The organism is Pseudomonas syringae group sp. J254-4 (genome assembly GCF_032586855.1).
Classification (GTDB): Bacteria; Pseudomonadota; Gammaproteobacteria; order Pseudomonadales; family Pseudomonadaceae; genus Aquipseudomonas; species Aquipseudomonas amygdali.
This window is the reverse complement of sequence record NZ_JAWHOO010000011.1, coordinates 148,664-174,072: the sequence shown is the minus strand read 5'-3', so window position 1 is coordinate 174,072 and position 25,409 is coordinate 148,664. Positions and strand designations below refer to the sequence as shown.

Below are 25,409 nucleotides of genomic sequence, written 5' to 3'. Positions count from 1 at the left end.
TATGGGCTTACAGGACGTAGCGCTGCCCTGGGCCGAACAACCCATCTTCTGGGCAAGATTCTCGACAGCACCTGCACTGTATTGCTTACTGGCGAGACCGGAACGGGCAAGGAGGTCGTGTCTCGTGCTATCCACGAGTACGGACCTCGCCGTTCCAACGCATTTGTTGTACAGAATTGCGCTGCGTTTCCCGAAGCTCTTCTGGAAAGCGAGCTGTTTGGCTATTGCAAAGGGGCGTTTACCGGCGCTGATCGTGATCGACCTGGCTTGTTCGATGTTGCTCATGGCGGCACGCTTCTACTCGACGAAATTGGCGATATGCCGATGCTGCTGCAAGCAAAGCTACTGCGAGTGTTACAGGAAGGAGAGATTCGGCCGCTGGGCGCCAACAAGGTTCGCAAGGTCGATGTGCGAATCATTGCCGCTACTCATCGCGATTTGCCAACGCTCATTGCAGAAGGGCGTTTTCGTGAAGACCTTTACTACCGTCTGGCACAGTTTCCCATTGAGCTTCCTCCGTTACGTCAACGCGTGGGTGATATAGAAATATTGGCCCGGCATTTTTCCGATAAGGCATGTCAGCACTCACAACGAGATCCGTTGCAATGGTCGCGGGCTGCCGTGACTGCTTTATCGGGATACGCCTTTCCGGGCAACGTTCGACAGTTGAAGGGGTTCGTCGAGCGGGCAGTGTTGTTATGCGAAGACGGTGAGTTGAAACCGGAACACTTTCCCATCCCCGCCAACCCGATAAGCAATCCGACTTGCCTTTCGCTACGTGAGCGCATCGAACAGTTCGAACGCGACGTACTGCTTGAGTGTTTGCGCGATTGTAACGGCAACCGGAGTCGTGCAGCACGCACTCTCGGGGTGTCACGACGCACGCTGCTTTATCGCCTGGCGCATTTGAAGATCGGTGCTGCTCACGGACGGCCTGATTAACTGCTGAATCACCACGATTGCCTAACTCATTATCTGGGACCTTTTTCCAATGAACGTTCATTGTCGGCGCTCTGCGCCTTTTATGCTCGCTGCGATGATTTGCCTTGGAGGGTGCACTGGCCATTTCAAGTTCAGCGATGATCAATACCGGGCTTTGGGCAGCCCAGAACCCACCAGCCGAAACGAAGTAGCAGCCGAATCGAGTGTGGGGCTCCTGGACATTGCCCACCCCCGTGTCAGCGCATTCTATGGGCGTGAGCTGTTATGAGCCGCCGTTCGGTTGTATCGCTGCCTCCATCAGGATTTACAGGGCTGAATTCAATGAGTCTTCACGTTAGCCGAGTCAAACGGTCACTGTTGTTACTGCTGTTACTCATGCTCAACGGTTGTTCAGCTCTCTCACCGTACTCAACGCAAACCCGTATGGATATTCGACTGAATGCAGACAATCAGCTTAACCCTGATGTCAATGGCAGGCCCTCGCCGATTGTTCTCAAGGTCCTGGAACTCAGGCGTCCGGTGACCTTCGAGAATATGGATTTCTTTTCGCTTTACCAACGGACTGCTCAGGCACTCGGGCAAGACCTGATTGCAAGCGAAGAGTTTGAACTTCGTCCAGGCGAGAGTATTGAACTGAAGCTGAAACTGGATCAAGGCAGTCGTTACATCGGTGTACTGGCTGCCTATCGAAATTTGCCGGAAACCCAATGGCGTCACGTGATCAAGGTTCACCCCGAACAGCAGAATCGAGCCGTTTTCGTACTGGGTGAATCCGGCCTTCAACGGGCAGATAGCCAGACAGGCACAGGAAATCCGACATGAACGCGCACAAGGTTATCTGGCAGGAAGGCATGTTGCTGCGGCCGCAGCACTTTCAACATAACGATCGTTACTACGACCATCAATTGCGGGTTCGCACTCAGTTGGCGGGCACCTACAACTGGGGGTTCACAGCCCTTGAAATTGATCCGCACTTTTTGGGCTCGGGACAGATCGTACTTGCTCAGGCCTCGGGCATCCTGCCGGACGGTAGCGTGTTCGACATACGCGACCGTAACAGTCCATTGGCGCTGGATATTCCTGCAAACACTTCAAACATGCCGGTGTACATAGCGCTGCCGACAATGGCGGGCAATTGCATTGAGGCACGCAGCCATGAACAGGCGGAAGTGATCGCACGCTTTACAGCCTACGCAACGGATGTCCTGGATTCGAACGCCGGAGCAGACTGTTCCACTTCGGTGTTTTGCGCGCGCCCGGAATTTCGTCTGTTAGTGGGAGAGCCTCGGGGAGAGCACGCCTACACCCTGCTCAAGTTGGGTCATATTCTTATCTGCAGCCCTGACAAGGCAATAACGCTGGACACCGGTTTTTCACCGGCTTTCATCAGCGCCAGTGGTTCACGCTACTTGATGTCGTGCCTCAAGGAGGTTGTAGGTCTGCTGCAGCATCGAGGCGACATCATCGCCGAGCGCATCGGTACATACGGCCAGGCGCGTGGTGCAGAGACGGGCGATTTCATGATGTTGCAACTGATCAACCGCAATGCGTTGGTACTTCAACACTATCTCGATACCCGGCAGGTGCACCCCGAAGAACTGTATCGGGCGCTATTGTCTCTTTTTGGCGAGTTGTCGACGTTCGGCGATGAAAGCAGACGTCCTCGACTGGAGGGCAGCTATCAGCACAGTGATCAGGGCGCAACGTTCAAACGTTTAATGTTTGCCATTCGACAAATGCTGTCGATGGTTATCGAGCAGCACGCGCAGGAGCTTGAGTTGCAGCCCAGACAGTACGGCGTTCTGGTATCGCCTCGGGTGGATCGTGAGTTGCTGGGGGATGCCTCATTTGTCATTGCCGCTCGTGCTGATTGCGATACCGAAGAGCTGCGTGGGCGACTGCCTTCGCACCTCAAAGTAGGCTCTGTGGAAAGTATTCGCGAACTGGTGAGTCTGCACTTGCCGGGTATGCGGCTCAGGCCGCTGCCTGTGGCTCCGCGGCAAATACCGTTTCACGCTGCAAAAGCCTATTTCATTCTCGATATCGATGACCGGGACCAAAGCGGAATTAATAAGTCAGGGGGATTTGCTTTCCATGTATCAGGTGAATTTCCGGGGCTTGAGTTGCAGTTCTGGGCGATCAGAAATTGAGCAGGGTGATGGATATGCAAAGCAGTCGCGAAGACCATGCCGTTACCTATGGCCGGGACAATGTCTGGCCGGGTGATGACATGTTCACGAGTCCCCACGATGCGAATCTTTTCGAAGGTCTGCAGGAACGGTTGATCAACAACCCCCGGCAGGTATCCGAAAAGCGGGTCAGTATCCATGTCAATCCACTGGTTGCTGCCGCGAGCGAACTGCTGGCTCAGGTGTCCAGGCTGTCTGCAGCCGAAGGCTTTGGCGATATTGCACTGCTGAACGTACAGCTGTCGGACCAGATCAAGCTGTTCGAGGCCGTGGGCCGGCGAAACGCTATAGAAAATGATCAGCTGTTGGCTGCGCGCTATGTGCTGTGTACGGTCGTGGATGAAGCTGTGTTGAACACGCCCTGGGGCAGCAAGAGTGACTGGTCGAAGATCAGTCTGCTGAGCCGTTTTCACAAGGAGACATTTGGCGGCGAAAAATTCTTTCAACTCCTCGAAAAGCTTTCTGCCAATCCGTTCAAGCATCTGCCCATGCTCGAGCTGATGTACCTGTGTCTGGCGCTCGGGTTCGAGGGGAAATACCGCTCGCACCGCCTTAATGGCCATGAACTGGAAGACATCCGCGACAGCCTTTATCGGCAGATAAGGCATGTGAGAGGCGACGTGTCCCGAACGCTTTCACCTCGCTGGCAGGGCGCACCATCCAGGGCTTCTGAACGGCTGCGTGTCGTACCGGTATGGCTGGTCGTGCTGTTCACCGTTATCAGCCTGGCTGTGCTGTATTGCGGATTTACCTGGGTACTCGGCGAGCAGCGTGAGGTCGTACTCAAATCCTATCAGTCAGCATATCTGGCAGCGCTTGAGCTCCGATCTTGAAATGAGAAATGCAATGAAAACCCTGCTCAAAAAATTCATCGCGCTGCTGTGCAGTACCTGGGCCTGGTCGCTGCTGTTGGTGCTTGTGCTGGCTGTCTGTATCTGGATATTCGGGCCACTGCTGGCGGTGGCGGATAACAGGTTTTGGGAGAGCCCCATTGCGCGTCTCGTATCGATCAGTGTGTTGTTTCTGGTTTGGGGGCTCGGGATTGTCTTCAACAACTGGCGCGTTGGTTTGCAGAAAAAACAAGCGCAAGGCAGTCATGCAGGTCAAGAACTTCTGCGTAAGTCTGTCGCCGTTGAAAAAGAGCACCTGGAACTTGTCAGTCGTTTCAAGGATGCCCTGCGCGTGCTCAAGGATTCTGCGCTGTATGGCGAATTGGGTGCCCGGGGTCGAGTCGAGCTGCCCTGGTATGCACTGATCGGCCCGCAGGGCAGCGGCAAGACCAGCCTGCTGGATTTTTCCGGACTCGACTTTCCCCTCGACAGGGTCGGGCGCAAACTGACGCACGACACGAGCAGCACCAGCAGTTGTGGCTGGTATTTTACCGAGCAGGCTATTTTGCTGGATACATCGGGCCGCTATCTTGACCAGCCTGTACCCGAGGTCGACGGCAGCGCCTGGATGACCCTTCTGGGGTTGTTACGGGGCCGTCACCGCGTACAGCCGCTCAGCGGTGTGCTGGTGACATTGCCAGTGGACATTTTGGTTGACGAGCGTGACAAGCGTCTGGAGAAAACGGCTGAAGATGTGCGCGCGCGCCTGGACGAAGTTTTTCAGCAGCTGCATGTTGATGTACCGGTTTATCTGATACTGACCAAGGCCGATTCGATAGCAGGTTTCGATGATTTTTTTGATCAACTGTCCCGCGAGGAAAGTGAGCAGGTCCTTGGGGGCACATTTCAAAACGGTCAGAGTGGCACTGATAGCGGTGTTCTCATTCAGGAGTTTGAAACGTTGCTGCAACGGCTTGGCAGCCAGGTCATTACCCGCATTCATCAGGAACGAGACAGCCAGCGCCGCGGCAAAATGCTTGAATTCCCCAACTTGCTTGGAGGTATCGCACACAGACTGGGTGTTTTTGTCGAACTCGCGTTCTCCGGAAATCGCTATCAGCGCGCCAGTCACCTTCGTGGGTTCTATCTGACCCGTGCGCCGCAACTTGCTCAGAGCTCTCAAAGAGCTGATGGGGAGGGTGGTACCGGATTACAGGTTCCACAACCTGGAAAAGCACGGTTCATTCACGATCTGTTGCGACATGTGATTTTCCCTGAGTCCGATCTCGCTGTGCTCAACAAGGAAGCACGCGGAAAGATTCTTTGGCGTCAGAGGGCAGTGTATTGCGCTGCGCTATTGTTTTTGTCTGGGTTTGGTGTGCTATGGGCGACCGGTTTCAGTGCTAACCACGACCGGCTGGAACGGCTTCGTATTCTGGGTGAGCAGTGGGCGCAACAACGTTCATCGCTCACCGCCGAGGATGATCTACTGACAGTCCTTGATAGCCTGAACACCCTTTATCAGGCCGCTCAAGTCTTTCCGGACCGCAGTGATGTCACTCTGTATGAGCGCAACGGTCTTTATCAGGGCGAGCCTGCAAATGATGTGCTTTTGCGCGCTTATCATGCCCAGTTGCAGGGTCAGTTGCTGCCTCGAGTGGCGCGGATGTTTGAAGCCCGCATAATGGCCAGCCTGCAGGATCGCGAGCAGTTACTGGACAACTTGCGCGCCTATCTGATGCTGGTTCAGCGTGAACACCGGATACCTTCTGCGCTGAAGGAGCGGGTGGCGACCGACTGGTCAATTCGTTATGTCGGGCATGCACAGGCTCAGGACGAGTTGAATCAGCATTTTGGGCGTTTGCTCGAACAGTCTTTTGCCTATCCGCTAAACGACGCATTAGTGGCGCAGGCTCGGCAGGTGCTGCGTAACGAATCCTTCGCCAACGTGGTTTATCGGGTATTGCGTGAAAAAGCGCGTGTACTTCCGGACTACAGCCTTGGCCACCACACCGGCCCTCAGGCAAAGCATTTGGCTGGTACTGACTATCGGATTCCCGGGCTCTATACACGCCAGGGCTACGAGCAGTATTTCGTTACCCGTGGTACAGCCGTGGTAACTGAAATCATGCGTGACAACTGGGTCCTGGGTGAAAGTGAACAGTACAACGCACATCAGTTGCGAGCATTGATGGTCGAACTGGAAAAATTGTACTTTCGTGATTATGCCGATCATTGGGCCGAAGCGATCGGTCGGGTTTCGCTGCAGCCCTTTGAAGGAGCCAGCCAGGCTGCCGTGCAACTGGCCGGGCTGACGGCAGCGCATTCGCCTTTGCTGCAGTTGCTTGTCGAGGTGCGTGACAACACACTTTTCCCGGTCCTTGCAGACAGTCTCGGTGCTATGAAAACCGAGGCTGAAAAGATTGCACCGGGCCCTGTGGCGCTCACCCAGGTTGCCGCGATTGGCGATACGTTGCAGCAGACGGTGACCGATAGCCTGCCCACAACGGCGAAGCAATCATTGCAGCGTCGCTTCGATCCTTTGCACCGCTTGCTGGATGCCGAAAATGGTCCTGCCGCCGATCTGATTACAGCATTGAACGCCATCAATGAATTGCAGATGCAAATGGCCGCATTGGCTCGCTCCGGTCAGCCTGAACTGGCGGCCTACGAGGTGGCAAAGGGACGAATGTCCGGGCAGCGAGACGCCTTGAGCAATCTGCGCAATGCCGCGACTGTGTTACCCCAGCCTCTGGGCGGCTGGTTGAACGCGTTGGCTGAGGATACCTGGAGCTTTGTGCTGTATCAGTCTCACCATTACCTCAACCAACGCTACAAGGCAGAGCTTTACAGTTTCTATGAACAGTCTCTCGCCAAACGCTATCCGTTCCATGCGCACAGCAGCAGTGATGTGGCGCTTAATGATTTTCGCGAGTTCTTCGGCGCGCAGGGCATAGCCGAGCGCTTCTTCGATAGCTACCTGAAGCCCTTCGTCAGTGGCGATCCTGGCCGTTATCGACTGCGCACGATTGACGGCCACAGTCTGCCGATGAGTCGTGCCTATCTGGATCAGATGGCGGGTGTTTATAAAATCCGCAGTAGCTTCTTTGCTCACCGAACGCAGGAACCGCAGGTGCAATTCACTCTTGAACCTCACACCCTCGACCCTGCTGTACGCCGCGCCGAGTTCCGCTTGGGTGATCAGTCACTTGAGTATCGTCACGGCCCCATCGTACCGATGCTATTCAGGTGGCCCGCTGATACTGAGGATGGACGTACAAGTCTGGTGATGGAAGGCATGGTCGGCCGGCCGCTGGGCATCGAAAAGAATAGCGGCCCATGGTCATTGTTCCGCCTCTTTGACCTGATGCAGACCGAGCCCCTGAAGGGCCGTGATGTTCTTGTGCTCAAGGCCGATGTCGGTGGCATGCGTGCGAACTATCTGTTGTCGAGCCAGCGTGCGCCCAATCCGTTCGATATGAGTGTATTACGTGATTTTCGTATGCCTGCTCAGCTTTGATGACATCCGAAAGCGAACTCGCACTCGACGCCGATCTGACCTGTCAGTCAACCAATTGCACCAGCTCAGGCTCCATCGAATTCGCGCCCATCTCAAGCAGCGCCAGCGTCACCGGCAACTTGAAACGCCGCCGCCCGGCGCTGCCCGGGTTCAGATACAGCGTGTCGCCGCGCCAATCGATAAGGGGTTTATGTGAGTGGCCGGTAACGACCAGCTTCACGCTTTCATCCAGCAGCGCCGGAACGTCAGCGATGTCGTGGACCAGCAGGGTTTGCCAGCCTTCGATGTCGAAGCGCAGGTGATCGGCGATGTTTTTTGCCCACTCGGCGTTCACGTCGTTGTTGCCGCGCACGATGTGCAGCGGGGCGATGGCGCTGAGTTGGTCGACGATGTCCTGGCTGCCAATGTCACCGGCATGGATGATGGCTTCGCAGCCCTCAAGCGCCGTAATGGCTTCAGGACGAAGCAGTCCGTGGGTGTCGGAAATCACGCCAACTTTCATCAGGGGCCTCGGGTCAGGAGCGGGGTAGGGAGGCAGTGTAACCCTTTGAGTTCGAATGGTTGATGGGGGACTGTGGCCTGCGACGCTCAGGAAGTACCCGCGCGTCGCAACCTCAATACCTTGTCAGGCCTGACCAACCTTGATCACCACCTTGCCAAACGCGCCTCTGGCCAAATGCTCATATGCCTCGCGAGCTTGCTCAAACGGGTAAGCGTGATCGATTACCGGACGAATCTTGTGCTCGTTAAGAAAGGCGTTCATCCGGTCAAACGACGAGCGAGGTGCTACGGCGATACCGCGAAAGGTAGTCTGGCGGAAAATCATCGGCATCAGGTTCAGCGCCGAAGTCTGGCCGGTCAGAAAACCGATCTGCGCGATGCGCCCGCCCGCTTTGGTGGCCGCAATTGACTGATTGATGCCGTCGCCACCGGCTACGTCCAGTAACAGGTCCACACCCTTGCCGTCGGTGAGCTTCACTACTTCGTCTGCCCACTCGGGATGGGTTCGATAGTTCACTCCGGCGACAGCGCCCAGCTTCTTCACCGCTTGCAGATTATCGTCCTTGCTGGAAGTCGCGATGACCTTGGCACCCAGGGCTGTCGCGATCTGCACAGCGAAGATCGATACGCCGCCTGAGCCCTGTACAAGGACAGTTTGCCCGGCTTCGATCTGACCGAAGTCAACCAGTGCGTACCAGGCCGTCAATGCGGCAATCGGCAATGTGGCGGCTTCTTCATCTGACATGGCATCCGGTGCACGTACGGCACTGTCTTCATGGATGATCATGTATTCAGCCAGGCCGCCCGGCAAAGGCGAGCCGAAGCAGTAATCCGGTTCGTCCGGGCCTGGCGGGCCGTCGATCCAGCGCGAGTAGAGGTGCGAGTTCACGCGATCACCTACTGCAAAGCGACTGACGCCTTCGCCTACCGCCACGACAGTACCGGCTGCATCGCTGACCGGAATCAATGGCTTGGGTACGCGATGCGGTTCGTAGATACCGTCGACGATGGCCTTGTCGCGAAAGTTGAGGGATACCGCACCGACTTTCACTAGCAGTTCACCTGCTTTGGGAACCGGCGTTTCAGCTTCTCCGAGCACCAGATTGTCGAGCCCGAAGTCTTTTAACAGCCACGCTTTCATTCAATGTCTCCAGCAATCATGTGTGGGCTCACAGAGGCGATTGCCTTGTGGGCGCTGAAGTCATTGTTGGTAAAACGCTGGTGCAGATAAATGGGCGCAAATCGACAGGATTGTTATCCTGTCAGGCAACAATGGCTCGGTATATGTTCCGGGGGATTCGTCGGTGGACCTTTTACAGTCAATGCAGGTGTTCGCGAAACTTGCCGAGCTGGGCAGTTTTACTAAAGTGGCGGAGGCCACGCAGATAGGGCGTCCCCATGTGACCCGGATCATTCAGGATCTTGAAGCGTCGCTGGATGTCCGGCTGTTTCAACGTACGACCCGCAGCGTAAAACTCACTGCGGAAGGTCAGCGTTTTTACGAGCGCGTGAAGAACAATCTGGCTGATCTTGCCGAAACTACTTCCATGTTCGACCGAAACGGCTCGACCCTGAGGGGGCGGCTTCGGATTGATATCCCGGCGGCATTCAGCCAGCGTAGTTTCATGGAGAGCCTGAAAGGCTTTACCCAGGCATTCCCCGACATCGAGCTGGCACTGGGAGTAACGGACCGCACGGTGGACCTGGTCGCAGAGGGTATCGACTGCGCGCTGCGCATCGGGGAGCTGCCCGATTCAAGTCTGGTGGTCCGGGAAATTGGCAAGGCCACGATGGTCACCTGCGCCGCGCCGTCCTACCTGCAAGCCTTCGGCACGCCGGAAACGCTGGACGAGCTGGCAGGTCATTGCGGTGTCAGCTTTCTGTCTGGTCAGAGCAACCGGCCGTTACCCTGGCATTTCTCGTTGAATGGCGACGACTTTCCTGTTCCGCCGCGTGGTGGCATTACTGTCAACGAGTCCAACGCTTATGTGCAGTGCGGCCTTGCAGGGTTCGGTATTCTTCAGGCTCCGGGCATTACCGTTGAGTCGTATCTGGCCAGCGGGGAGCTGGTCGAAGTGCTTGAAGCGTTTCGCCCGTTGCCGCGCCCGGTTTCTGTGCTGTACCCGAGCCGTACACACCTTGCGCCGCAGGTGCAGGCATTCGTCACCTGGCTGAAAGAGCATTTTCCGAAACTTCATCCTCGTTGGTTTGAAGTTCGCTAAATACGTGTAGCAGAGTAGAGAAGCGCCTCCTTGCAAAGGCGCTCCTGGCCAAGCGGGATTAATTACGCTCAAGCGCCAACACCAGCCGCTCCAGCCCGATGCCAAACCCGGCACCTTCCCTATAGGCTCCGCCGCCGACCACCTGTTGCTGTGCACCCAGGCGTGAGCAGCGTACCTCGAAGCCGTTGCCGTTCAGGTAGTAACTCAGGCCGCGTTTGACGGCGGTATTGAGTTCATAGTCCAGGCCCAGCGAATCCAGAAAACCGGTGCAGATGGCTTGGCTGCGTTGCAAGGCTTGCTGCGGTGACGGGCCGAGAATTTCCAGTCCCAACTGGGTGAACTCACGGTAGCGTCCGGCCTGCGGTCGCTCGTAGCGATAACAACGTGCGACATAGAAAAACACTGCTTCGCGTCGCCCGTTGAGCAGAGCTTCACTGCGCTCCTGAAACAGGGCCGTTGCTTCCGGGATCAGGCAACAGGCGCGTCCGGCCTTGTCGTTGAACGCCCACATCTGGCTGATAATCTCGCTGCCGCCTGCTTTTTCGATAAAAGTGTCCTGACCCCATAACGCGGGGACTATCGCTTCCTCAGCGCCCGCTTCGGTGAAGATAGCTCCGGAAACGGCTTTCTGTTTCACGCAGGGTTGCGGCTTCTGTTCCGGTCACGATGCGGGTTCCGCGTAGCATGGTCATGATGGTGATCTCCGTTGTTTTCCAGGTATTTGGTTTGCAGGCAGGTAGGTAATAGACAGGCAAAAAAAAAAGGCGCCGTGGGCGCCTTGGTCTGTTTCACTGATGGGTCAGAACGTGGATCCATGTCTGGCCAATCGATGAGCACAAGCAACCGCGGCACCTGAGGTGGGGCCGTGAGGGTGATGTCGGTTGCTTTGAGAAAATTGATTCATGGCTGATCCTTGCATGCTTTCAGCTATCGCTCAAGCAGTAGCTTCAGGGGTGGTGCCTCGGGATACATTTTTGCCACCGCCGTGAGCAGTCAAACTATCCCAGACTGGCTCAGATGCAACGTTCTGGCCCTGATGTTTCTTCGACGGGGTTCCACGGTTCGTTGTGCCTGATAATTTGAAGTCAGCAGTGACGAAAAACACGAGAGATGTGGTGACCCTAAATCGTGCCTACGCCGAGTTTCTGAGTACTACGGATTTCAAATTTACCCCGCCAGACCGCGTAAACCGCAGGACAAGCCGCTAGGTGAGCCGCACCCTAAGAGCGTCAGCTTGAAACGCCGGCGCTGCTGAAAGAACCATTCGATACATGGCTCGGTTTGATGATGGATGTCGAAAATAGCGAGCGTGAGAGCAGAAAGGTTGGGCGTTTGCTAAAGAACGCGCGGCGTCGTGAGAATGAAGCCACAATAGACAGCATTGAATTCAAGGCGTCTCGGGGCATAGACCGAAATACGGTCATGACTTGGCTCGCTTACGCACTCAGAAACGAAGCCCGCCGCCTTGTGCGAGCGACGCTGTATCGCACTGCCACGAAGCTTTTTGAAGAGATTTCACTTTATTACGCTGACCACACCATGCCCAAACTACGTCGGCAATTTATCCGCGCAGAGTTATCAATCATAGATGATTTGGGCATCGGTGGCATTGGCGCCCAGCTAGGCCCGTTCCTCCTGGACGTTATCGACCAGCAGTCACAGAACGGTTCATTGTTGATCGCAAGTCAGTACCCTTTGGGAAAATGGTATGACCTGTTCTCTGACCTCGCGATTGCCGATGCAATGCTTGACCGTATCGCTCACAAGTCCCACATCATCGAACTGAAAGGCGAATCAACGCGAAGGATCAAAAGTCGCAAACGGTCGTATGAGCATCCGACGCTTACCCAGGTGGGCAATACGAATGCAATTGGTCAAGTTGAATGCAAACAGGTGGTCAAATACAACGCAATCAGCTGTTTTTTAAGTAATTTATTCCTAACGGAATTAAGCTTTTTACTATGTTCCCTGGATCATCCTACCTGAATCAGATCTGTGGGTTGAAACCGTAATAAATCCCAGCCTCGCTGCTAGCCCCTATTGGAATTTAACAGCCCAGAGATGATCCAGACGGGTTGTGTAGATGGGGCTTAGCCCCTGGATGCTTCATACCCCAGTCTGGAGTTACGGGAATATGTCCAGCGTGTACGGTGCCTCGGCCCCATTTTACGTTGACCTGATCCATCAGGGCTTTATGAGACGCGGCGGCTGTAGGTTGGCGAAAATATCAGGTGTATACTCTTCTGGTTTGCGCCACTGACAAAGCCAGTGGCGCAAGCCAGCCTATTAATTATTTGACGTTACGGCTTGGCAACGTGCCAGACTTGGTTGACGCCGTCACCGGTTGTATCCCCTGGCTTGGTATCTTTGACCCAGCTGTAAAGGGGCATGCCTTTGTATGCCCATTGTTTTGTGCCATCGTCTCGAGTGACGACAGAGTAATCATGACCCGCTTTCGCATCTGCGGATACCGGTAAAGGTGGCCAGTTTGCAGCGCATGGCCCATTGCAGACCGACTTGCCCGAGGTGTCCTTACCGAAGGTATAAAGAGTCATTCCTTTCGCATCTACGAGTACTTTTCCCTTATCCGTTTCAGCAACCTTGACTGGCGCATCGGCGAACGCCAAACCCGACATGCAGCAGGCGGCAACAGCGACGGTGAGAATCATCTTTTTGAACATACGTATTTCCTTTGGTTTTTTTAATTTTTAGAAGACTCACCTGCTATTGGAAACAGCAAGCGATCAGACAGTAGACGAGCCACAAACAGTTTTATTCGACTCCGTAGAAAAAACGTCCCGATATCATTTTTTGCTGGAATCCTGAGCTCCCCCGACCCTGTTCTTTACTCAATTTAGCAAAGCGACGCTCACGGTCAAGCATCACTAGCTCATCTCAATGAGCGACGGCGATTCATCATCCAGAACTCATCACGTTCACGCATTATTATTCACTTGGTCGTGGAGTATCAGCAGGCCTCCATGAAGGCCTGCGCTGTTCAATCAGTCGGGCTTTAGCGTCGACACCACCTTGTTGCTGGCGAGATCGACTGTGGAGATACTCAAGTCCTCATTGAGGACATACGCTTTCGACTTGTCTTTGGTGAAGACAATGGCCTGGCGGGGTGCCTTCAAACCGGTCACAGTGGTGGTCACTTTCAGTGTTTTGGTGTCGATCACTGAAAGGCTGTTGTCACCGAGGTTACCCGAGTAGACGTGCAGCCCATCTGGAGTCAGGGCTGCGCCGTAGGGGTCTTTGCCAACCATGACGGTGGTTGTGATGGCGCGTTTTTGAGTGTCGACAACGGCGATGCTGTTACTGCCGCTGTTAGCCGCGTACAGCGTACTGCCGTCGGCCGATATGGAGATGGCGCGCAACTTGTTGAAGCCAGTGATCTCACCTTCGATCTTATTGGTCTTGCTGTCGACCAGCGTAATCTTGTCGCCAAGAAAGTTGGTGACATAGACGGTTTTGCCGTCAGGGCTTACTCGGATGCCTTGGCGCGGTTGGGAGAAGCCAGGTACTACAGCTACTGGTCGCTGGTGATCAAGGTCTATGACCGACAGCGTGCTGGCCGCCTCATTGTTGACGTACAGCAGGCTTCCGTCCTTGCTGAGTGTGGTACCAAAAGCACCTGCGCCCAACGGAATATCTGCGATCACTTTCAAAGTCTTGGTGTCAATCTTGCGCACGACCCCCAAACTGCTGTCGGAGAGGTAGAACACATCGCCAGTTGGCGAAAACACAATATTTCGCGGCGTGACGTAGCCGGTGAGAACCTGGCGAACCTTACCGGTTTTCAAATCATAAACCACTACATCTGGACGCTGACTGTAAGAGACTACCGCCGTCGTTTCATCAGGGCTGACAGCCAGCGAGTTGTTGTGAATATCGCCGTCGAACGTCCAGCGATCTTCCGCGGCCAACGCGCTCATCGTTGTGGCCAACGCAACACCCAACGTCAGGGCTGTGACGGTTTTCTTTATCACATTCATCAGGGTTTCCTCATAAGGGTAAGCCAGGCATCCACTCGCGCCTTGGCAGATACAACTCGTTCATCGCTGCAGGACGATGAGTTGACCTTATGCGTATTTGATAAATGCCGGAAACAACTTGTTTTGGTAGCTCTTACCTGTTTTATAAATAGATCTGGCTATTTCTGGCTCACGAATTGACTGCAGTTTTCCCAGAATCGCTCAAGCCCAGGCGAGATGTATTTGTCCCGGTGGCGGATCAGAAAAAAACGTCGGGTCAGTGCAGGCAAGGCGTGCGGCAGCTCAACCAGGACTTCAGAGGCCAGTAGATCCCGGACGACCCAGCGGGACAGGCAACTGATGCCGATGCCTTGTGCGAGGGTATGCTTGATAGACTCTGAACTACCGATCTGGCGCGTTTCGGAGAGATCGTGCAGATGACGCAGCAGCAATTGCTCGACTTCTTCGCGGGTACCAGAACCTGGCTCGCGCAGTAGCCATTCAGCAGTACGAAGGTCATCAAGTGTGACCTGTTGCTTTAGTGCCAATGGGTGCCGTTGGCCTGCGACAATAAGCAGCTCATCAACAAGCCAAGGCTCGGCACTGAGTTCGGGGAGGTGGCAAGGCCCCTCGATCAGGCCCATATCAATCTCGAAATCAGCGACTCTTCTTGCGATAGCCATGCTGTTGGCCATGTCGACATCGACCCTCAAATGTGATGCTGATCGACGCAGCTCACCGAGAATCAATGGCAGAACATAATTGCCTATCGTGGTACTGCATCCTACCCGCAAGCGTGTTTTCAGCCCGGCATGGCCTGGTAAGAAACTGGCCTCTATCTGTTGTGCATTCTCAAGCATCCTTCTGGCTTGAGGCAGTAAGGCATGGCCGTTATCGTTCAGCACTAAACGCTTGCCCACACGGTCGAACAGCCTGGTATCCAAGGCGTTTTCCAACTCGTTGAGTGCGGCGCTGGTTGCAGATTGGGACAGTGACACCGAAATGGCTGCGCTGGTGGTGCTACCGTGCTGCGCGACGGCGCAGAAAATTTGTAGCTGACGTAGGCTAAGCTTCAAGGGATCTACCTTCTTAATAGGTAATATAAACCTATACTATCCGTTTTTAGCGCTATGCCCATCAAGCTACACTCCAACCATGTCATATTGAACGCACACTGACGCGGGAGCGCGAAAATGAGTGATACACGACTCGCATCTATAATGGGCGGCAGCCATCCACTGGCCGCTTTGTCCAATCCACGAGAAGCGATCCGGCAGTTCACACCCAACTGGTTCGCCGCCACGATGGGCACCGGGATTCTTGCTCTGGCTCTGGGCCAACTGCCCTTCATTGCGCAGTGGCCCAAAGCGTTAGGGGAAGCCTTGTGGTTTTTTAATATCGTGCTGTTTTGCCTGTTTACGCTGATGTACGCGAGCCGTTGGGTGTTGTTCTTCGATGAGGCCAAACAGATTTTCGGCCACTCCACTGTATCGATGTTTTTTGGAACCATCCCCATGGGATTGGCGACCATCATCAACGGTTTTCTCCTTTATGGTTTGCCACGTTGGGGGGATGGGGTAGTCGCTTTAGCCGAAGTGTTGTGGTGGATCGATGTCGCCATGGCATTGGCCTGCGGGGTGCTGATCCCGTACATGATGTTTACTCGCCAGCAGCACAGCATCGATCAGATGACAGCGGTATGGCTGCTACCAGTAGTTGCGGCTGAGGTAGCTGCCGCCAGTGGCGGTCTATTGGCTCCGCACCTCGCTGACGCGAGCGCACAATTCACCATGCTCATCACCAGCTACGTGCTGTGGGCCTACTCGGTCCCTGTAGCCTTGAGTATCCTGGTGATCCTGTTACTGCGCATGGCGCTGCACAAACTACCTCATGAAAGCATGGCAGCATCGAGCTGGCTGTCTTTAGGGCCGATCGGTACCGGGGCTTTGGGGATGTTGGTGCTGGGCAACGATGCTCCAGCGATCTTTGCTGCTCATGGAATGGCAAGCATCGGCGGTGTAGCCGAGGGCATTGGCTTGATCGGTGGTGTGCTGTTCTGGGGGCTGGGATTGTGGTGGATGGTATTGGCGCTGCTAATTACCGGGCGCTACTTCAGGGAGGGTATCCCCTTCAACCTCGGCTGGTGGGGCTTCACCTTTCCGTTGGGGGTGTACGCCGTAACAACCCTCAAATTGGGCTCTATGCTGCACCTCACGTTCTTTAGCTTCTTTGGTGTGGTGCTGGTGTTGATGCTGACAGTCATGTGGATGATCGTCGCGGCCAAAACGCTGGCGGGTGCCTATCGCGGCAACTTGTTCGTCTCGCCGTGTATCGCCTCGCTGAACAAGGCGAGCAAGACCTGAGCAAATACACCTACGCATCCTGTCCACGGTTTACGTAAGCATCATGTGCACTGGTCAAGTCCATGCAATTGACCCCATAACGCGGGCACTATCGCTTCCTCAGCTGAAGATAGCTCCGAAAGCGGTTTTCTGTTTCGCGCAGGGTTGCGGCTTCTGTTCCGGTCACGATGCGGGTTCCGCGTAGCATGGTCATGGTGGTGATCTCCGTTGTTTTCCAGGTATTTGGGTTGTGGGCAGGTAATAGACAGGCAACAAAAAAGGCGCCGTGGGCGCCTTGGTCTGTTTCACTGATGGGTCAGAACGTGGGTCTATGTCTGGCCAATCGATGAGCACAAGCAACCGCGGCACCTGAGGTGGAGCCGTGAGGGTTATGTCGGTTACTGCCAGAAAATTGATTCATGGCTGATCCTTGCATGCTTTCAGCTATCGCTCAAGCAGTAGCTTCAGGGGCACCGCTCACCTCAGCCGCGCCATGCTCAAGGCATCGACGAATACGCCATCGCGCACGGCGTAGTTGCGCAGGCGTCCTTCCTGTTCAAAACCGTACTTGCGATAAAGGCCTTGTGCTGCCTCATTGTCGGCAAACACGGTCAGTTCTACCCGGTGCAGGTTCATCCAGTTGTCTGCGATGTCCAGCGCCGCCGCCAGCAATTTCGAGCCGATGCCCTTGCCTTGCCAGGCAGACGCTACGCCCATGCCTATAGCGCCGACATGGCTTTGTCGGCTGCGCGAGTATTGTTCCAGGCCGAGGCTGCCGATGACTTCGCCGCCACTGAGCGCGACCAGCTTCACATGTCGCTCTGTGCTGGCTGCCAGGCGTTTGCGCCATACGTCGATGGACTGAAACGGCATTTGCAGCACCTGACGACAGACCGCAGGCTCGCTGTAGAGCGCAGTGACGCCTTCAAGGTGGGTTTCGGCCATGCGCTGAATGAGGATTTGCGGGGCAGGGGCGTGCACGTTGATTCATTCCTTGAACTGTCAGTGACTGGCCAGTGTAAGGCGCAGGCAAGGTGTGCGGCCAGTCTGCTCAATAAGGTGTTGCGCAGATTTTTCCATAAGTGTACCGTTGTGTTCACTTATGAAGAGGGTCGCATCATGTTAGCCACTTCGGTCGTTCAGCTGTCCCAAGAGCCCATCAAGCCAGGTATTGGCACGCGTATTTTCAACAGCAAGCAGGAGCTGCTGTCGGGCCAATTCGCCGGGGAAATCCGGGAACTGCTGGAGCAGCGAGGTGTGCTGGTGTTTCCGCAGATTGATTTTTCCGATACAGAGCAGATCGCTTTCACCCGCACGCTGGGCACTTTTTGTCCGGAAGCCAGTGATGGCCAGAACATCACCAAGATCAGCCTTGATGTCAAAGAGAACCCGGCAGGCGCTGAGTTTCTCAAGGGCTCGCTCTACTGGCATATCGACGGTACGAGCAGCGATGTGCCCATTCTGGCATCGTTGCTGTCTTGCAAGGTGCCCGCCAGTTGGGGAGGCAACACCGGTTTCTGTAATACCTATGCGGCTTACGAAGCGTTATCGAGCGCTGATAAACAACGTTACGAAAGCTTACGAGTAATTCACGCGCCATGGGCATCGTTACTCTATTACAATCCCGAGCCTGGCCTTGCGATGCTCAAGGCCATGCAGGCTATCGGCGAGAAGGAGTTGCCGCTGGTCTGGAGGCACCGGTCCGGTCGCAAGTCGCTGATTCTGGGATGCACTGCGCAGCAGGTCGTTGGCGTCAGCCTGGCGCAAAGCGCGCAGATTCTGGTTGGCCTTCGCGAGTGGGCCACAGCCGAGGCGTTCAGTTATAGCCATGCGTGGCAGACGGGTGATCTGGTGATATGGGACAACACCGGCACCATGCACCGTGCGGAAGCTTACGACCCCGCGTGCGGGCGAATGATGCACCGCACCAAGTTGCAGGGCGAAGAGCCTTTCGAGTGATCTGCCGGGCGCGACACACGGGTGACGCCGTGGCTGTTATATAGAGTTGCTCATTGTGAGCTGAATCGTTTTGCCGGATTGGAGAAACGAGAATGTGCAGACCTAAAGAGCCCATTGCGGGCGTATTTCTACTGTTGGTTCTGGCTGCTGGAGGCTGGGTGGCTCAGGAGCCATTTCCTCATTTCGGGATTGATCTGCCTGCCGAGGCGTTATTGGAAGGGGAGCGCCCGGTCAAACCTGTGTCGCCCCGACACCGAACGCAATTTGATGAAAGCCAGTTCAGTAGCGCCATGCTTGAACTCGTGCCCATGTATGCGACCGTAGAGTAATCCTAAGGCTGTGTACGAAAAGTCGGCCAGCGCGGCCACTTTTTGTACAGAGCCTGCTTGAAGCGCTCAGGCCGCCCGTTTGCGCAGCAACTTCAGGCGTTTCAGCCAGCCATCTTTCTTGCCGGTCGTCCGGACCTGAACGATTTCCGGCATGTCGCGCAACTTCACCCAGATATCCCCACGCCATTGCAGCGTACCCAGGGTTGTGCCCTGCCACTGCATTTGGCAGTGAGTGGGGCCGTCGTTATTGATATCAAAGGCGCGGGCGCTCAGTGCGGGCAGCACGTCTTGTGTCAGCCAGCGTCGCAGGGCGCGGTTTTCCGGGATGTAATGGTGAATCAACAGGGCGAATACCGCAGACTCGCTGATCAGCAGGCATTTTTGCCATTCGCCGTGGGTCAACAACCATGCGGTGCGGCGCTGATCGGCGTCGAGCTTGCGGGTGTTGCGCTCGTCCAGACGCTTGCCCATCAGGCGGGCGATATCTTCCAGCGGGAACCAGGCTTCTGCGTGCATGACAACAGCACGCAACATGCGACGGTGGCGCAGGAAGAGGGTGGGTTCGTGGTTTTCGGTGCAGGGAAGAAGGGGGAATGGGAGATCCATTGATTAAACGCTCCATAGCGAACATAGAGCCGCAATCACGTCGCTAAACGAGAAGGTGGCAGCTGTGCGAAGGTTAGCGAACCGGTCTCTAATCTTTCGCACACCGGCAGACCCGAAGGTCTCCGACGCACAGCCGCCATAACGCGATGTTCATGTTGAGCATGAAACGCGATGTCGAGAATAGAGATTCGGATCGCTAAATCCGGCCGCTGATTTTGCAGCGACGGCGCACCTTAAATCCTCGATACAGCCCGCGCAAGCAACTGAAGTCTTCTCGGAAACTTCACACAGGGCGAAGAGATTTTTCAGTCGAGCGGCTTCATCCTTTCCTGCAAAATCAACGCTTCGTCCGCATGAAACGTGTTTTTCACCCGCATCAAGCGGCAGCTACATCAGTCTGTTTCGCTGATGTTGGCGAAGAAAATACAGCCGATCAATCTGGCAAACAGAGTCAGTGTTTCCGCCAGATCGGGGTCGTCAAACAACGTCACGTCGGAGTCGAGCGCACATAGCGCGCCGTACAACTGTCCGTTCGGAAGATGGATAGGCACGCCTGCATAACTCTCGATGGCGTAGCGCTTTACCACCGGCCGGTTCGCGTAGCGGCCGTTTTTGCTGATCTGCGGTACGAACAACGCTTCGGGGTTGACGCAAAACTCACTGCACAGCGTGGTCTCCAGTTTGAACACGTCCCCATCGTCGATGCCCAGGTCAGTCGGGTCGTATACAGAACAGGCGATCCAGTCCGCGTCGGTGAACTTTGCGATACTTGCAAAGCGCATGCCTGTCAGTCGGGTGACCAGCCTTAAAATGTTGGTCGTTGCCTCTATTTCGGCAATCGCAGAACGTTCCTCTGTGGTCAGGCCGTCTCGAGAAGCTGTCAACTCCAGACTCATGCAATTCTCCGAAATACTCGATGTGTAGGTACAGCGGCCCATGCTAACCGACTCGCATGAAAGGCCACAGGAGTTATTCGAAGCGTCGCGGTTTATTTTCGAACATGAATATTGACGTCAACTTTTAAAGTTTGAGGCTGCCCTGCCGACAACTGTGGGTTGTATCAACGGCAAGGACGAGCCTCTTATAACCCTCACGATGACCAGACAAGAGCAATTTAGGGTGAACGCTATGCTGAATAATATTTCTGTCAGGTCCAAGCTTGTGCTCGGGTTTGCTTTGGTCATTGTGCTGACCGTGCTGATTGCACTCACAGGCTGGTCGGGGATCAGTTCGCTGAGCGAACGAAGCGAGAGGATTGCCGATATCGGCAAGCTGAGCACGCTGACCCGTGATGTCCGTATAGCCCGCCTGGCTTATACGCTCAACTACGATGCCGAGCGCGCCAGCAACTGGCTGAAAGCTATCGATAGTCTCGAAAATCATGTGAAGTATGCGCAGAAGGTTTTCGACTCGCCGCTCAACACCCCTCTGGTAAATGCTTCTGCTGAAGGGATGAAGGATTATCGTGTCCACTACGACAATCTGATGCAGGCCACTGCCGCCCGCGAGGCGACCCGTTCAGTGTTTGGCCAGTACGCTGATGCAGCCGCTGACGATTTGCAAAAACTGAACGCCATTGCCCGATCAGATGACGGCAGCGCCTCGCAGCGTGACGACATTATTCAGGCGATGACGTTGTTTCAGAAAATGCGCTTCGACTTGCGTGGTTACACCTATTCCCTGAAAACCGAGAACCGGGCACCGGCGGAAGCGTCGATGAACGCGGTGATTAATTTTGTTAAAAATCTGAAAGGCTTCGACGGCCAGGCAGGGACGATCAAGCACCTTGTGGACGCGCTGCTCGGCTATCAGAACACGTTGACTCAGTTCACCGCGGCGCAGGAGAAGATCGATCAGGCACAGGCAGCGATCAATAAAACTATCGCCATTCTGTTTGATTCCGCCGATAAGCTTTCGGCAAATCAGGTCAACCTGAGAATAGAAGACGTGGGCGAGGCCAAGACCCTTCTGTCTGTCTGGCTGATTGCAGCATTGATCATGAGCGCCTTGGCGGCCTGGGTGATCACTCGCCTGATCGTCGGCCCGTTGCTGGACACACTGAAGCTGGCCGAGCGTGTAGCGGATGGCGATTTGACGTACAACCAGCCTGTCACGCGCAAGGATGAACTGGGCTTGTTGCAAGGCAGCATGCTGCGCATGACCAGCAACCTGCGCGAGCTGATTGGCGGCCTGCGCGATGGCGTGACACAAATCGCCAGCGCTGCCGAACAGCTTTCGGCCGTCACAGAGCAGACCAGTGCCGGGGTGAACAGCCAGAAGAGCGAAACGGATCAGGTTGCCACTGCAATGCACGAAATGTCTGCGACTGTTCAGGAGGTCGCGCGCAACGCAGAGCAGGCTTCCCATGCGGCGGTTAATGCTTCGAAGGAAGCCCGTGATGGCGAAGGTGTGGTTTCCAAGGCGGTTGCCCAGATCGAGAAACTCGCGACTGAAGTCAAACACTCCAAATCTGCAATGGACGAGCTCAAGAGCGAAAGCAACAAGATTGGCGGCGTTCTGGACGTGATCAAGGCGGTTGCCGAGCAGACCAATCTGTTGGCGCTCAATGCGGCCATTGAAGCGGCGCGTGCAGGTGAAGCCGGACGAGGCTTTGCGGTGGTGGCTGACGAAGTCAGAAGCCTGGCCCAGCGCACGCAGACATCGACGGAAGAAATCGCCGCGTTGATCAGTGGCCTGCACAGCCGTACATCGCAGGTGGCTACGATCCTCGACAACAGCCAGGCCCTGACTGAAAACAGTGTCGAGCTGACACGCAATGCTGGCGTTTCCATCAACAACATGACCCAGGCGATCTCGACCATCGAGACGATGAATCACCAGATTGCCGCTGCCGCCGAAGAGCAGAGTGCGGTTGCCGAAGAGATCAACCGCAGCGTTCTGAACGTGCGCGACATTTCCGAGCAAACGGCGTCCGCCAGTGAAGAGACCGCGGCATCCAGCGTCGAGCTGGCGCGCCTGGGTGTGCATCTGCAGAGCATGGTCAGCCGCTTCAAGGTCTGACTGTCAGCCCCGACAAACTCCGGTGCGGTCGGCAATGCCACGCACCGGAATCGGTTCGATGATAGTTGGGCGGTAAGCGCATACCGCCCCCAGAGCCCGCAGGCGTACTCCACAAAACTTCTCACTTTAGGCAGCCGATAACGATCCTGCACATACAGCAGGTTCATCGGTCGCCTGGGCAAGTGATAGCCTGGCAGCAGTGCAACCAGTCGGCCTTCCTGCAAGTCTCGCTGAACCAGTGCATCCGGTAGCATCACTACACCCATTCCAGCGCACGCCGCCTGATAAAGACCGGCAGAAGTGTTGGCAACCATCGAGCCGTCGACATCCACCAGCACTTCGCCTTCGGGGCCGGTCATACGCCATTGGGTGCCAGCCGTGCGCCACTCGTCTCCTGCCGGGTAGGAGAACGCCAGGCAATTGTGCGCACCAAGGTCCTCGGGGTGCGCAGGCGCTCCATTGCGAGCCAGATAACTCGGCGCAGCGCAGATGGTCAGGGTGTAGTCCTGCATGGGGCGCGCAATCAGCGGCGAGGATTGCGGGATGTTTCCCAAGCGTATGGCGATATCGAAACCATGGTCGATCATGTCCAGACGCTGGTTGGTCAGCACCAGATCAAGTTTGACCTCGGGAAAGCGCAGCGAGAACCCGACAAGGGCCGGGGCCAGCACTTCCGAACCGAACGTCAGCGGCGCGGTGATGCGCAACGTGCCGCTGGGATCGCCCTGGGCCTGCTCGGCCAATTGCTCGGACTCGGCCACCAGCCCCAGTACTTCCAGGCAACGCTCGTAATATGCGGTGCCGAATTCCGTCAAGCGCTGACGGCGGGTGGTGCGCTGCAACAGGCTGACGCCAAGGCGCTGTTCCAGTGCGCGCAGGTGGTTGCCAACCATCGTGGTAGAAATCGAACACGCCTGCGCTGCCGCCGTCAGGCTGCCTGCTTCGACCACCTTTACGTACACACGCATCGCCTGAAACAAATCCATTATCAAGCCCTGCTTTAAAATGATTTAAGTATTTGGCTGTTTATCCATAAGGAGTGGTTAACGATACTGCAAAAACCGATACATACCCAAGGAGCTTCACGTCATGACCACTGCCTGCCTGATGAGCACTTACCAACCTCTGGCCCTGAGTTTCACCCGTGGCCTGGGTACGCGTCTGTGGGACCAGAGCGGGCGCCAATACCTGGATGCTGTGGCGGGCGTGGCAGTGACCAATGTCGGCCACTCGCATCCGCTGCTGGTTGAGGCCATTCGGGATCAGGCGGGCTTGCTGTTGCACACTTCCAATCTTTACCACATTGACTGGCAGCAGCGTCTGGCGCAGAAATTGAGCGTTTTATCGGGGCTGGACCGGGTGTTTTTCAACAACTCCGGTGCCGAGGCCAACGAGACTGCGCTGAAGCTGGCGCGCCTGCACGGCTGGCACAAGTACATCGAGCGGCCTTTAGTGGTGGTTATGGAGAACGCCTTTCACGGCCGCACGCTGGGCACACTGTCGGCCAGTGACGGACCGGCTGTGCGCCTGGGCTTCAGCACCTTGCCGGGGGATTACGTCAAAGTACCCTTTGGCGATCTGGCGGCGTTTGACAAGGTCTGCGTGACTCACGGGCACCGCATCGCCGCCGTACTGGTGGAGCCTATTCAAGGCGAAGGCGGCGCACAGGTCGCGCCAGCCGGGTATCTCAAGGCGCTGAGGGAGCGCTGCACGCGGCGTGACTGGCTGTTGATGCTCGACGAAATCCAGACCGGCATGGGGCGGACCGGCAAGTGGTTTGCCTTTCAGCACGAAGGCATCGTGCCGGACGTCATGACTCTGGCCAAGGGTTTGGGCAACGGTGTGCCGATAGGAGCCTGTCTGGCAAGGGGCAGGGCGGCGCAATTGTTCACCCCCGGCAGTCACGGCAGCACGTTCGGCGGTAACCCGCTGGCCTGTCGGGTCGGCTGCACGGTGATCGACATCATCGAACAGCAGGCGCTGGTGGAAAACGCTGCGCTGCAAGGCAGCCACTTGCTTGAGCGGCTGCGCAACGTGCTTGGTGCTCACCCGCAGGTGCTGGAGATTCGTGGGCTGGGGCTGATGATCGGTATCGAATTGCGGCAGGCCATACCCGAGCTGACCCGGATCGCGGCTGAAGAATACGGCCTGTTGATCAACGTCACGCGCGGTAAGGTCATCCGTCTTCTGCCGCCATTGGTGCTGAACGCTGCCGAGGTGGAACAGATCGTTCAAGGCCTGCTGGCAAGCCTCGACAGCGCCCTTTTCAAATCGCTTGAGCGCTCTGCCTGAAGCAACGGATTAAGGAAAAGGACTACATCGGGCTGTACCGGGATGACCCATATGCGGTAGAACAGTCCAGCATCGCGTATGTCTGCACGCGATGGCTACCCAATGGATTTGAAAGGAGCCCACCATGTTAATCCGGTCCCTGACCCTCGCCACCCTGCTTGTCGCTGCCGGTACAGCGCTTGCCGCTGACAGCGATGGCCCTTTGGCCCAGGAGCGCGGCAAGTCGCGCCCGCTGATCATCATCGCACCGAGCCCGGCTGATCCGGCGCTGAGCCACCTCAAGGACGCGCTGAAGGAGTCTGCCAATCATAAAGACTTCACAGAGCGCAATATGGTGCTGTTCACGGTGGTGAACACCATCGGCGAGCGTGACGGCAAGAGCATGGACCCCCAGTCGACCATGGCCTTGATTCGTGAATTGAAGCTGGGCGCGGGTGTCGGCACCAAGGTCATTCTGGTGGGCAAGGACGGCGAGAAAAAGATCGATAAGACTATCGGCAAGTCAGAGTCGATAGACCTGAAAGAGATCTTCGCCACCGTCGACCAGATGCCAATGCGCGAGAAAGAGGCCTCCGCGCCGCCGCCAGAACCGGAAGCCAAGCCTGCACCGGCGGAAAAACCGGCCAAGCCAGTCAAGGGCGGGGCACCTGGCAAGACGCTGGATGACTGAGTGACCGACGCA

22 protein-coding genes and 3 pseudogenes are annotated in these 25,409 nt (G+C 56.0%); 14 read left to right on the top strand and 11 right to left on the bottom strand.

From position 1 onward, the window contains the following. The 5 genes and pseudogenes from RYB09_RS15350 to tssM all read left to right on the top strand — a co-directional run. Positions 1 to 942, top strand: a pseudogene (locus RYB09_RS15350) (sigma-54 interaction domain-containing protein); the annotation flags it as partial. 321 nt (positions 943 to 1,263) lie between these two features. Continuing rightward, positions 1,264 to 1,764, top strand: coding sequence for a type VI secretion system lipoprotein TssJ (gene tssJ / locus RYB09_RS15345; protein WP_122258458.1), 501 nt, complete (start codon positions 1,264 to 1,266; stop codon positions 1,762 to 1,764). Further along, the gene (gene tssK / locus RYB09_RS15340) at positions 1,761 to 3,092 is read left to right on the top strand and encodes a type VI secretion system baseplate subunit TssK (protein ID WP_122258457.1); all 1,332 of its coding nucleotides are present in this window, start codon (positions 1,761 to 1,763) and stop codon (positions 3,090 to 3,092) included. The genes tssJ and tssK overlap by 4 nt, the downstream gene beginning before the upstream one ends. Before the next feature lie 8 nt (positions 3,093 to 3,100). Continuing rightward, positions 3,101 to 3,964: a type IVB secretion system protein IcmH/DotU gene (icmH, locus tag RYB09_RS15335; RefSeq protein WP_219171456.1), complete on the top strand. Its 864-nt coding sequence runs from the start codon at positions 3,101 to 3,103 to the stop codon at positions 3,962 to 3,964. Between the two features lie 13 nt (positions 3,965 to 3,977). Further along, complete coding sequence (gene tssM, locus RYB09_RS15330; RefSeq protein ID WP_122258455.1) at positions 3,978 to 7,481, top strand: type VI secretion system membrane subunit TssM; 3,504 nt, start codon at positions 3,978 to 3,980, stop codon at positions 7,479 to 7,481. Positions 7,482 to 7,524: 43 nt separating this feature from the next. Here the strand turns inward: tssM and RYB09_RS15325 are convergent, their stop codons facing one another. Together RYB09_RS15325 and RYB09_RS15320 are read right to left on the bottom strand one after the other, a co-directional pair. Beyond that, positions 7,525 to 7,983 carry a metallophosphoesterase family protein gene (locus tag RYB09_RS15325; protein ID WP_122258454.1) on the bottom strand — a complete coding sequence of 153 codons (459 nt, stop codon included), beginning with the start codon at positions 7,981 to 7,983 and terminating at the stop codon, positions 7,525 to 7,527. Positions 7,984 to 8,106: 123 nt separating this feature from the next. After that, the gene (locus RYB09_RS15320; RefSeq protein WP_122258453.1) at positions 8,107 to 9,123 is read right to left on the bottom strand and encodes a zinc-dependent alcohol dehydrogenase family protein; all 1,017 of its coding nucleotides are present in this window, start codon (positions 9,121 to 9,123) and stop codon (positions 8,107 to 8,109) included. Positions 9,124 to 9,304: 181 nt separating this feature from the next. Here RYB09_RS15320 and RYB09_RS15315 point away from each other — a divergent pair, with 181 nt between their 5' ends. Further along, entirely contained in the window at positions 9,305 to 10,204 is a 900-nt protein-coding gene (locus tag RYB09_RS15315) for a LysR family transcriptional regulator (protein WP_316889200.1), read from the top strand. A gap of 58 nt (positions 10,205 to 10,262) precedes the next feature. On the opposite strand, the gene RYB09_RS15310 is transcribed toward RYB09_RS15315, so the two are convergent. After that, the gene (locus RYB09_RS15310; RefSeq protein WP_316889187.1) at positions 10,263 to 10,841 is read right to left on the bottom strand and encodes an ATP phosphoribosyltransferase regulatory subunit; all 579 of its coding nucleotides are present in this window, start codon (positions 10,839 to 10,841) and stop codon (positions 10,263 to 10,265) included. A gap of 647 nt (positions 10,842 to 11,488) precedes the next feature. Here RYB09_RS15310 and RYB09_RS15305 point away from each other — a divergent pair. Then, a complete protein-coding gene (locus tag RYB09_RS15305) occupies positions 11,489 to 12,190 on the top strand; it encodes an ATP-binding protein (RefSeq protein ID WP_080396419.1) in 702 nt (233 codons plus the stop codon). Between the two features lie 61 nt (positions 12,191 to 12,251). Here the strand turns inward: RYB09_RS15305 and RYB09_RS27265 are convergent, their stop codons facing one another. From RYB09_RS27265 to RYB09_RS15290, 4 genes are all read right to left on the bottom strand, one after another. Then, positions 12,252 to 12,389 carry a DUF4113 domain-containing protein gene (locus tag RYB09_RS27265; RefSeq protein WP_410478311.1) on the bottom strand — a complete coding sequence of 46 codons (138 nt, stop codon included), beginning with the start codon at positions 12,387 to 12,389 and terminating at the stop codon, positions 12,252 to 12,254. Between the two features lie 115 nt (positions 12,390 to 12,504). Further along, entirely contained in the window at positions 12,505 to 12,885 is a 381-nt protein-coding gene (locus tag RYB09_RS15300; RefSeq protein ID WP_044325036.1) for a hypothetical protein, read from the bottom strand. Between the two features lie 321 nt (positions 12,886 to 13,206). Beyond that, entirely contained in the window at positions 13,207 to 14,199 is a 993-nt protein-coding gene (locus tag RYB09_RS15295) for a beta-propeller fold lactonase family protein (protein WP_058402558.1), read from the bottom strand. A gap of 158 nt (positions 14,200 to 14,357) precedes the next feature. Further along, positions 14,358 to 15,254 carry a LysR family transcriptional regulator gene (locus RYB09_RS15290; protein WP_058402559.1) on the bottom strand — a complete coding sequence of 299 codons (897 nt, stop codon included), beginning with the start codon at positions 15,252 to 15,254 and terminating at the stop codon, positions 14,358 to 14,360. A 117-nt stretch (positions 15,255 to 15,371) separates the two neighbouring features. On the opposite strand from RYB09_RS15290, the gene RYB09_RS15285 reads away from it, so the two are divergent. Further along, the gene (locus RYB09_RS15285; RefSeq protein ID WP_058402560.1) at positions 15,372 to 16,541 is read left to right on the top strand and encodes a TDT family transporter; all 1,170 of its coding nucleotides are present in this window, start codon (positions 15,372 to 15,374) and stop codon (positions 16,539 to 16,541) included. A 456-nt stretch (positions 16,542 to 16,997) separates the two neighbouring features. On the opposite strand, the gene RYB09_RS15280 is transcribed toward RYB09_RS15285, so the two are convergent. Then, the gene (locus RYB09_RS15280) at positions 16,998 to 17,501 is read right to left on the bottom strand and encodes a GNAT family N-acetyltransferase (protein ID WP_316889183.1); all 504 of its coding nucleotides are present in this window, start codon (positions 17,499 to 17,501) and stop codon (positions 16,998 to 17,000) included. Between the two features lie 138 nt (positions 17,502 to 17,639). Between RYB09_RS15280 and RYB09_RS15275 the strand changes: the two genes are divergently transcribed. Both RYB09_RS15275 and RYB09_RS15270 read left to right on the top strand, forming a co-directional pair. Beyond that, the gene (locus RYB09_RS15275) at positions 17,640 to 18,479 is read left to right on the top strand and encodes a TauD/TfdA dioxygenase family protein (protein ID WP_058407541.1); all 840 of its coding nucleotides are present in this window, start codon (positions 17,640 to 17,642) and stop codon (positions 18,477 to 18,479) included. A gap of 92 nt (positions 18,480 to 18,571) precedes the next feature. Beyond that, entirely contained in the window at positions 18,572 to 18,808 is a 237-nt protein-coding gene (locus RYB09_RS15270; RefSeq protein WP_054077285.1) for a hypothetical protein, read from the top strand. A 66-nt stretch (positions 18,809 to 18,874) separates the two neighbouring features. On the opposite strand, the gene RYB09_RS15265 is transcribed toward RYB09_RS15270, so the two are convergent. Next, positions 18,875 to 19,414, bottom strand: a complete 540-nt coding sequence (locus tag RYB09_RS15265) for a Bro-N domain-containing protein (protein ID WP_316889180.1) — start codon at positions 19,412 to 19,414, stop codon at positions 18,875 to 18,877. Positions 19,415 to 19,806: 392 nt separating this feature from the next. After that, complete coding sequence (locus tag RYB09_RS15260) at positions 19,807 to 20,310, bottom strand: GAF domain-containing protein (protein WP_057402324.1); 504 nt, start codon at positions 20,308 to 20,310, stop codon at positions 19,807 to 19,809. Between the two features lie 199 nt (positions 20,311 to 20,509). Between RYB09_RS15260 and RYB09_RS27260 the strand changes: the two are divergent. Both RYB09_RS27260 and RYB09_RS27255 read left to right on the top strand, forming a co-directional pair. Continuing rightward, positions 20,510 to 21,532 (top strand): annotated as a pseudogene (locus RYB09_RS27260) (methyl-accepting chemotaxis protein); the annotation flags it as partial. 30 nt (positions 21,533 to 21,562) lie between these two features. Then, positions 21,563 to 22,435, top strand: coding sequence for a methyl-accepting chemotaxis protein (locus tag RYB09_RS27255; RefSeq protein WP_369812059.1), 873 nt, complete (start codon positions 21,563 to 21,565; stop codon positions 22,433 to 22,435). Between the two features lie 83 nt (positions 22,436 to 22,518). Here the strand turns inward: RYB09_RS27255 and RYB09_RS15250 are convergent. Continuing rightward, positions 22,519 to 23,421 (bottom strand): annotated as a pseudogene (locus RYB09_RS15250) (LysR family transcriptional regulator); the annotation flags it as partial. A gap of 103 nt (positions 23,422 to 23,524) precedes the next feature. Between RYB09_RS15250 and RYB09_RS15245 the strand changes: the two are divergent. Then, positions 23,525 to 24,727: an aspartate aminotransferase family protein gene (locus RYB09_RS15245; RefSeq protein WP_122281387.1), complete on the top strand. Its 1,203-nt coding sequence runs from the start codon at positions 23,525 to 23,527 to the stop codon at positions 24,725 to 24,727. Between the two features lie 124 nt (positions 24,728 to 24,851). Further along, positions 24,852 to 25,397, top strand: coding sequence for a DUF4174 domain-containing protein (locus tag RYB09_RS15240; RefSeq protein WP_057402320.1), 546 nt, complete (start codon positions 24,852 to 24,854; stop codon positions 25,395 to 25,397). The last annotated feature ends 12 nt before the right edge of the window (positions 25,398 to 25,409 follow it).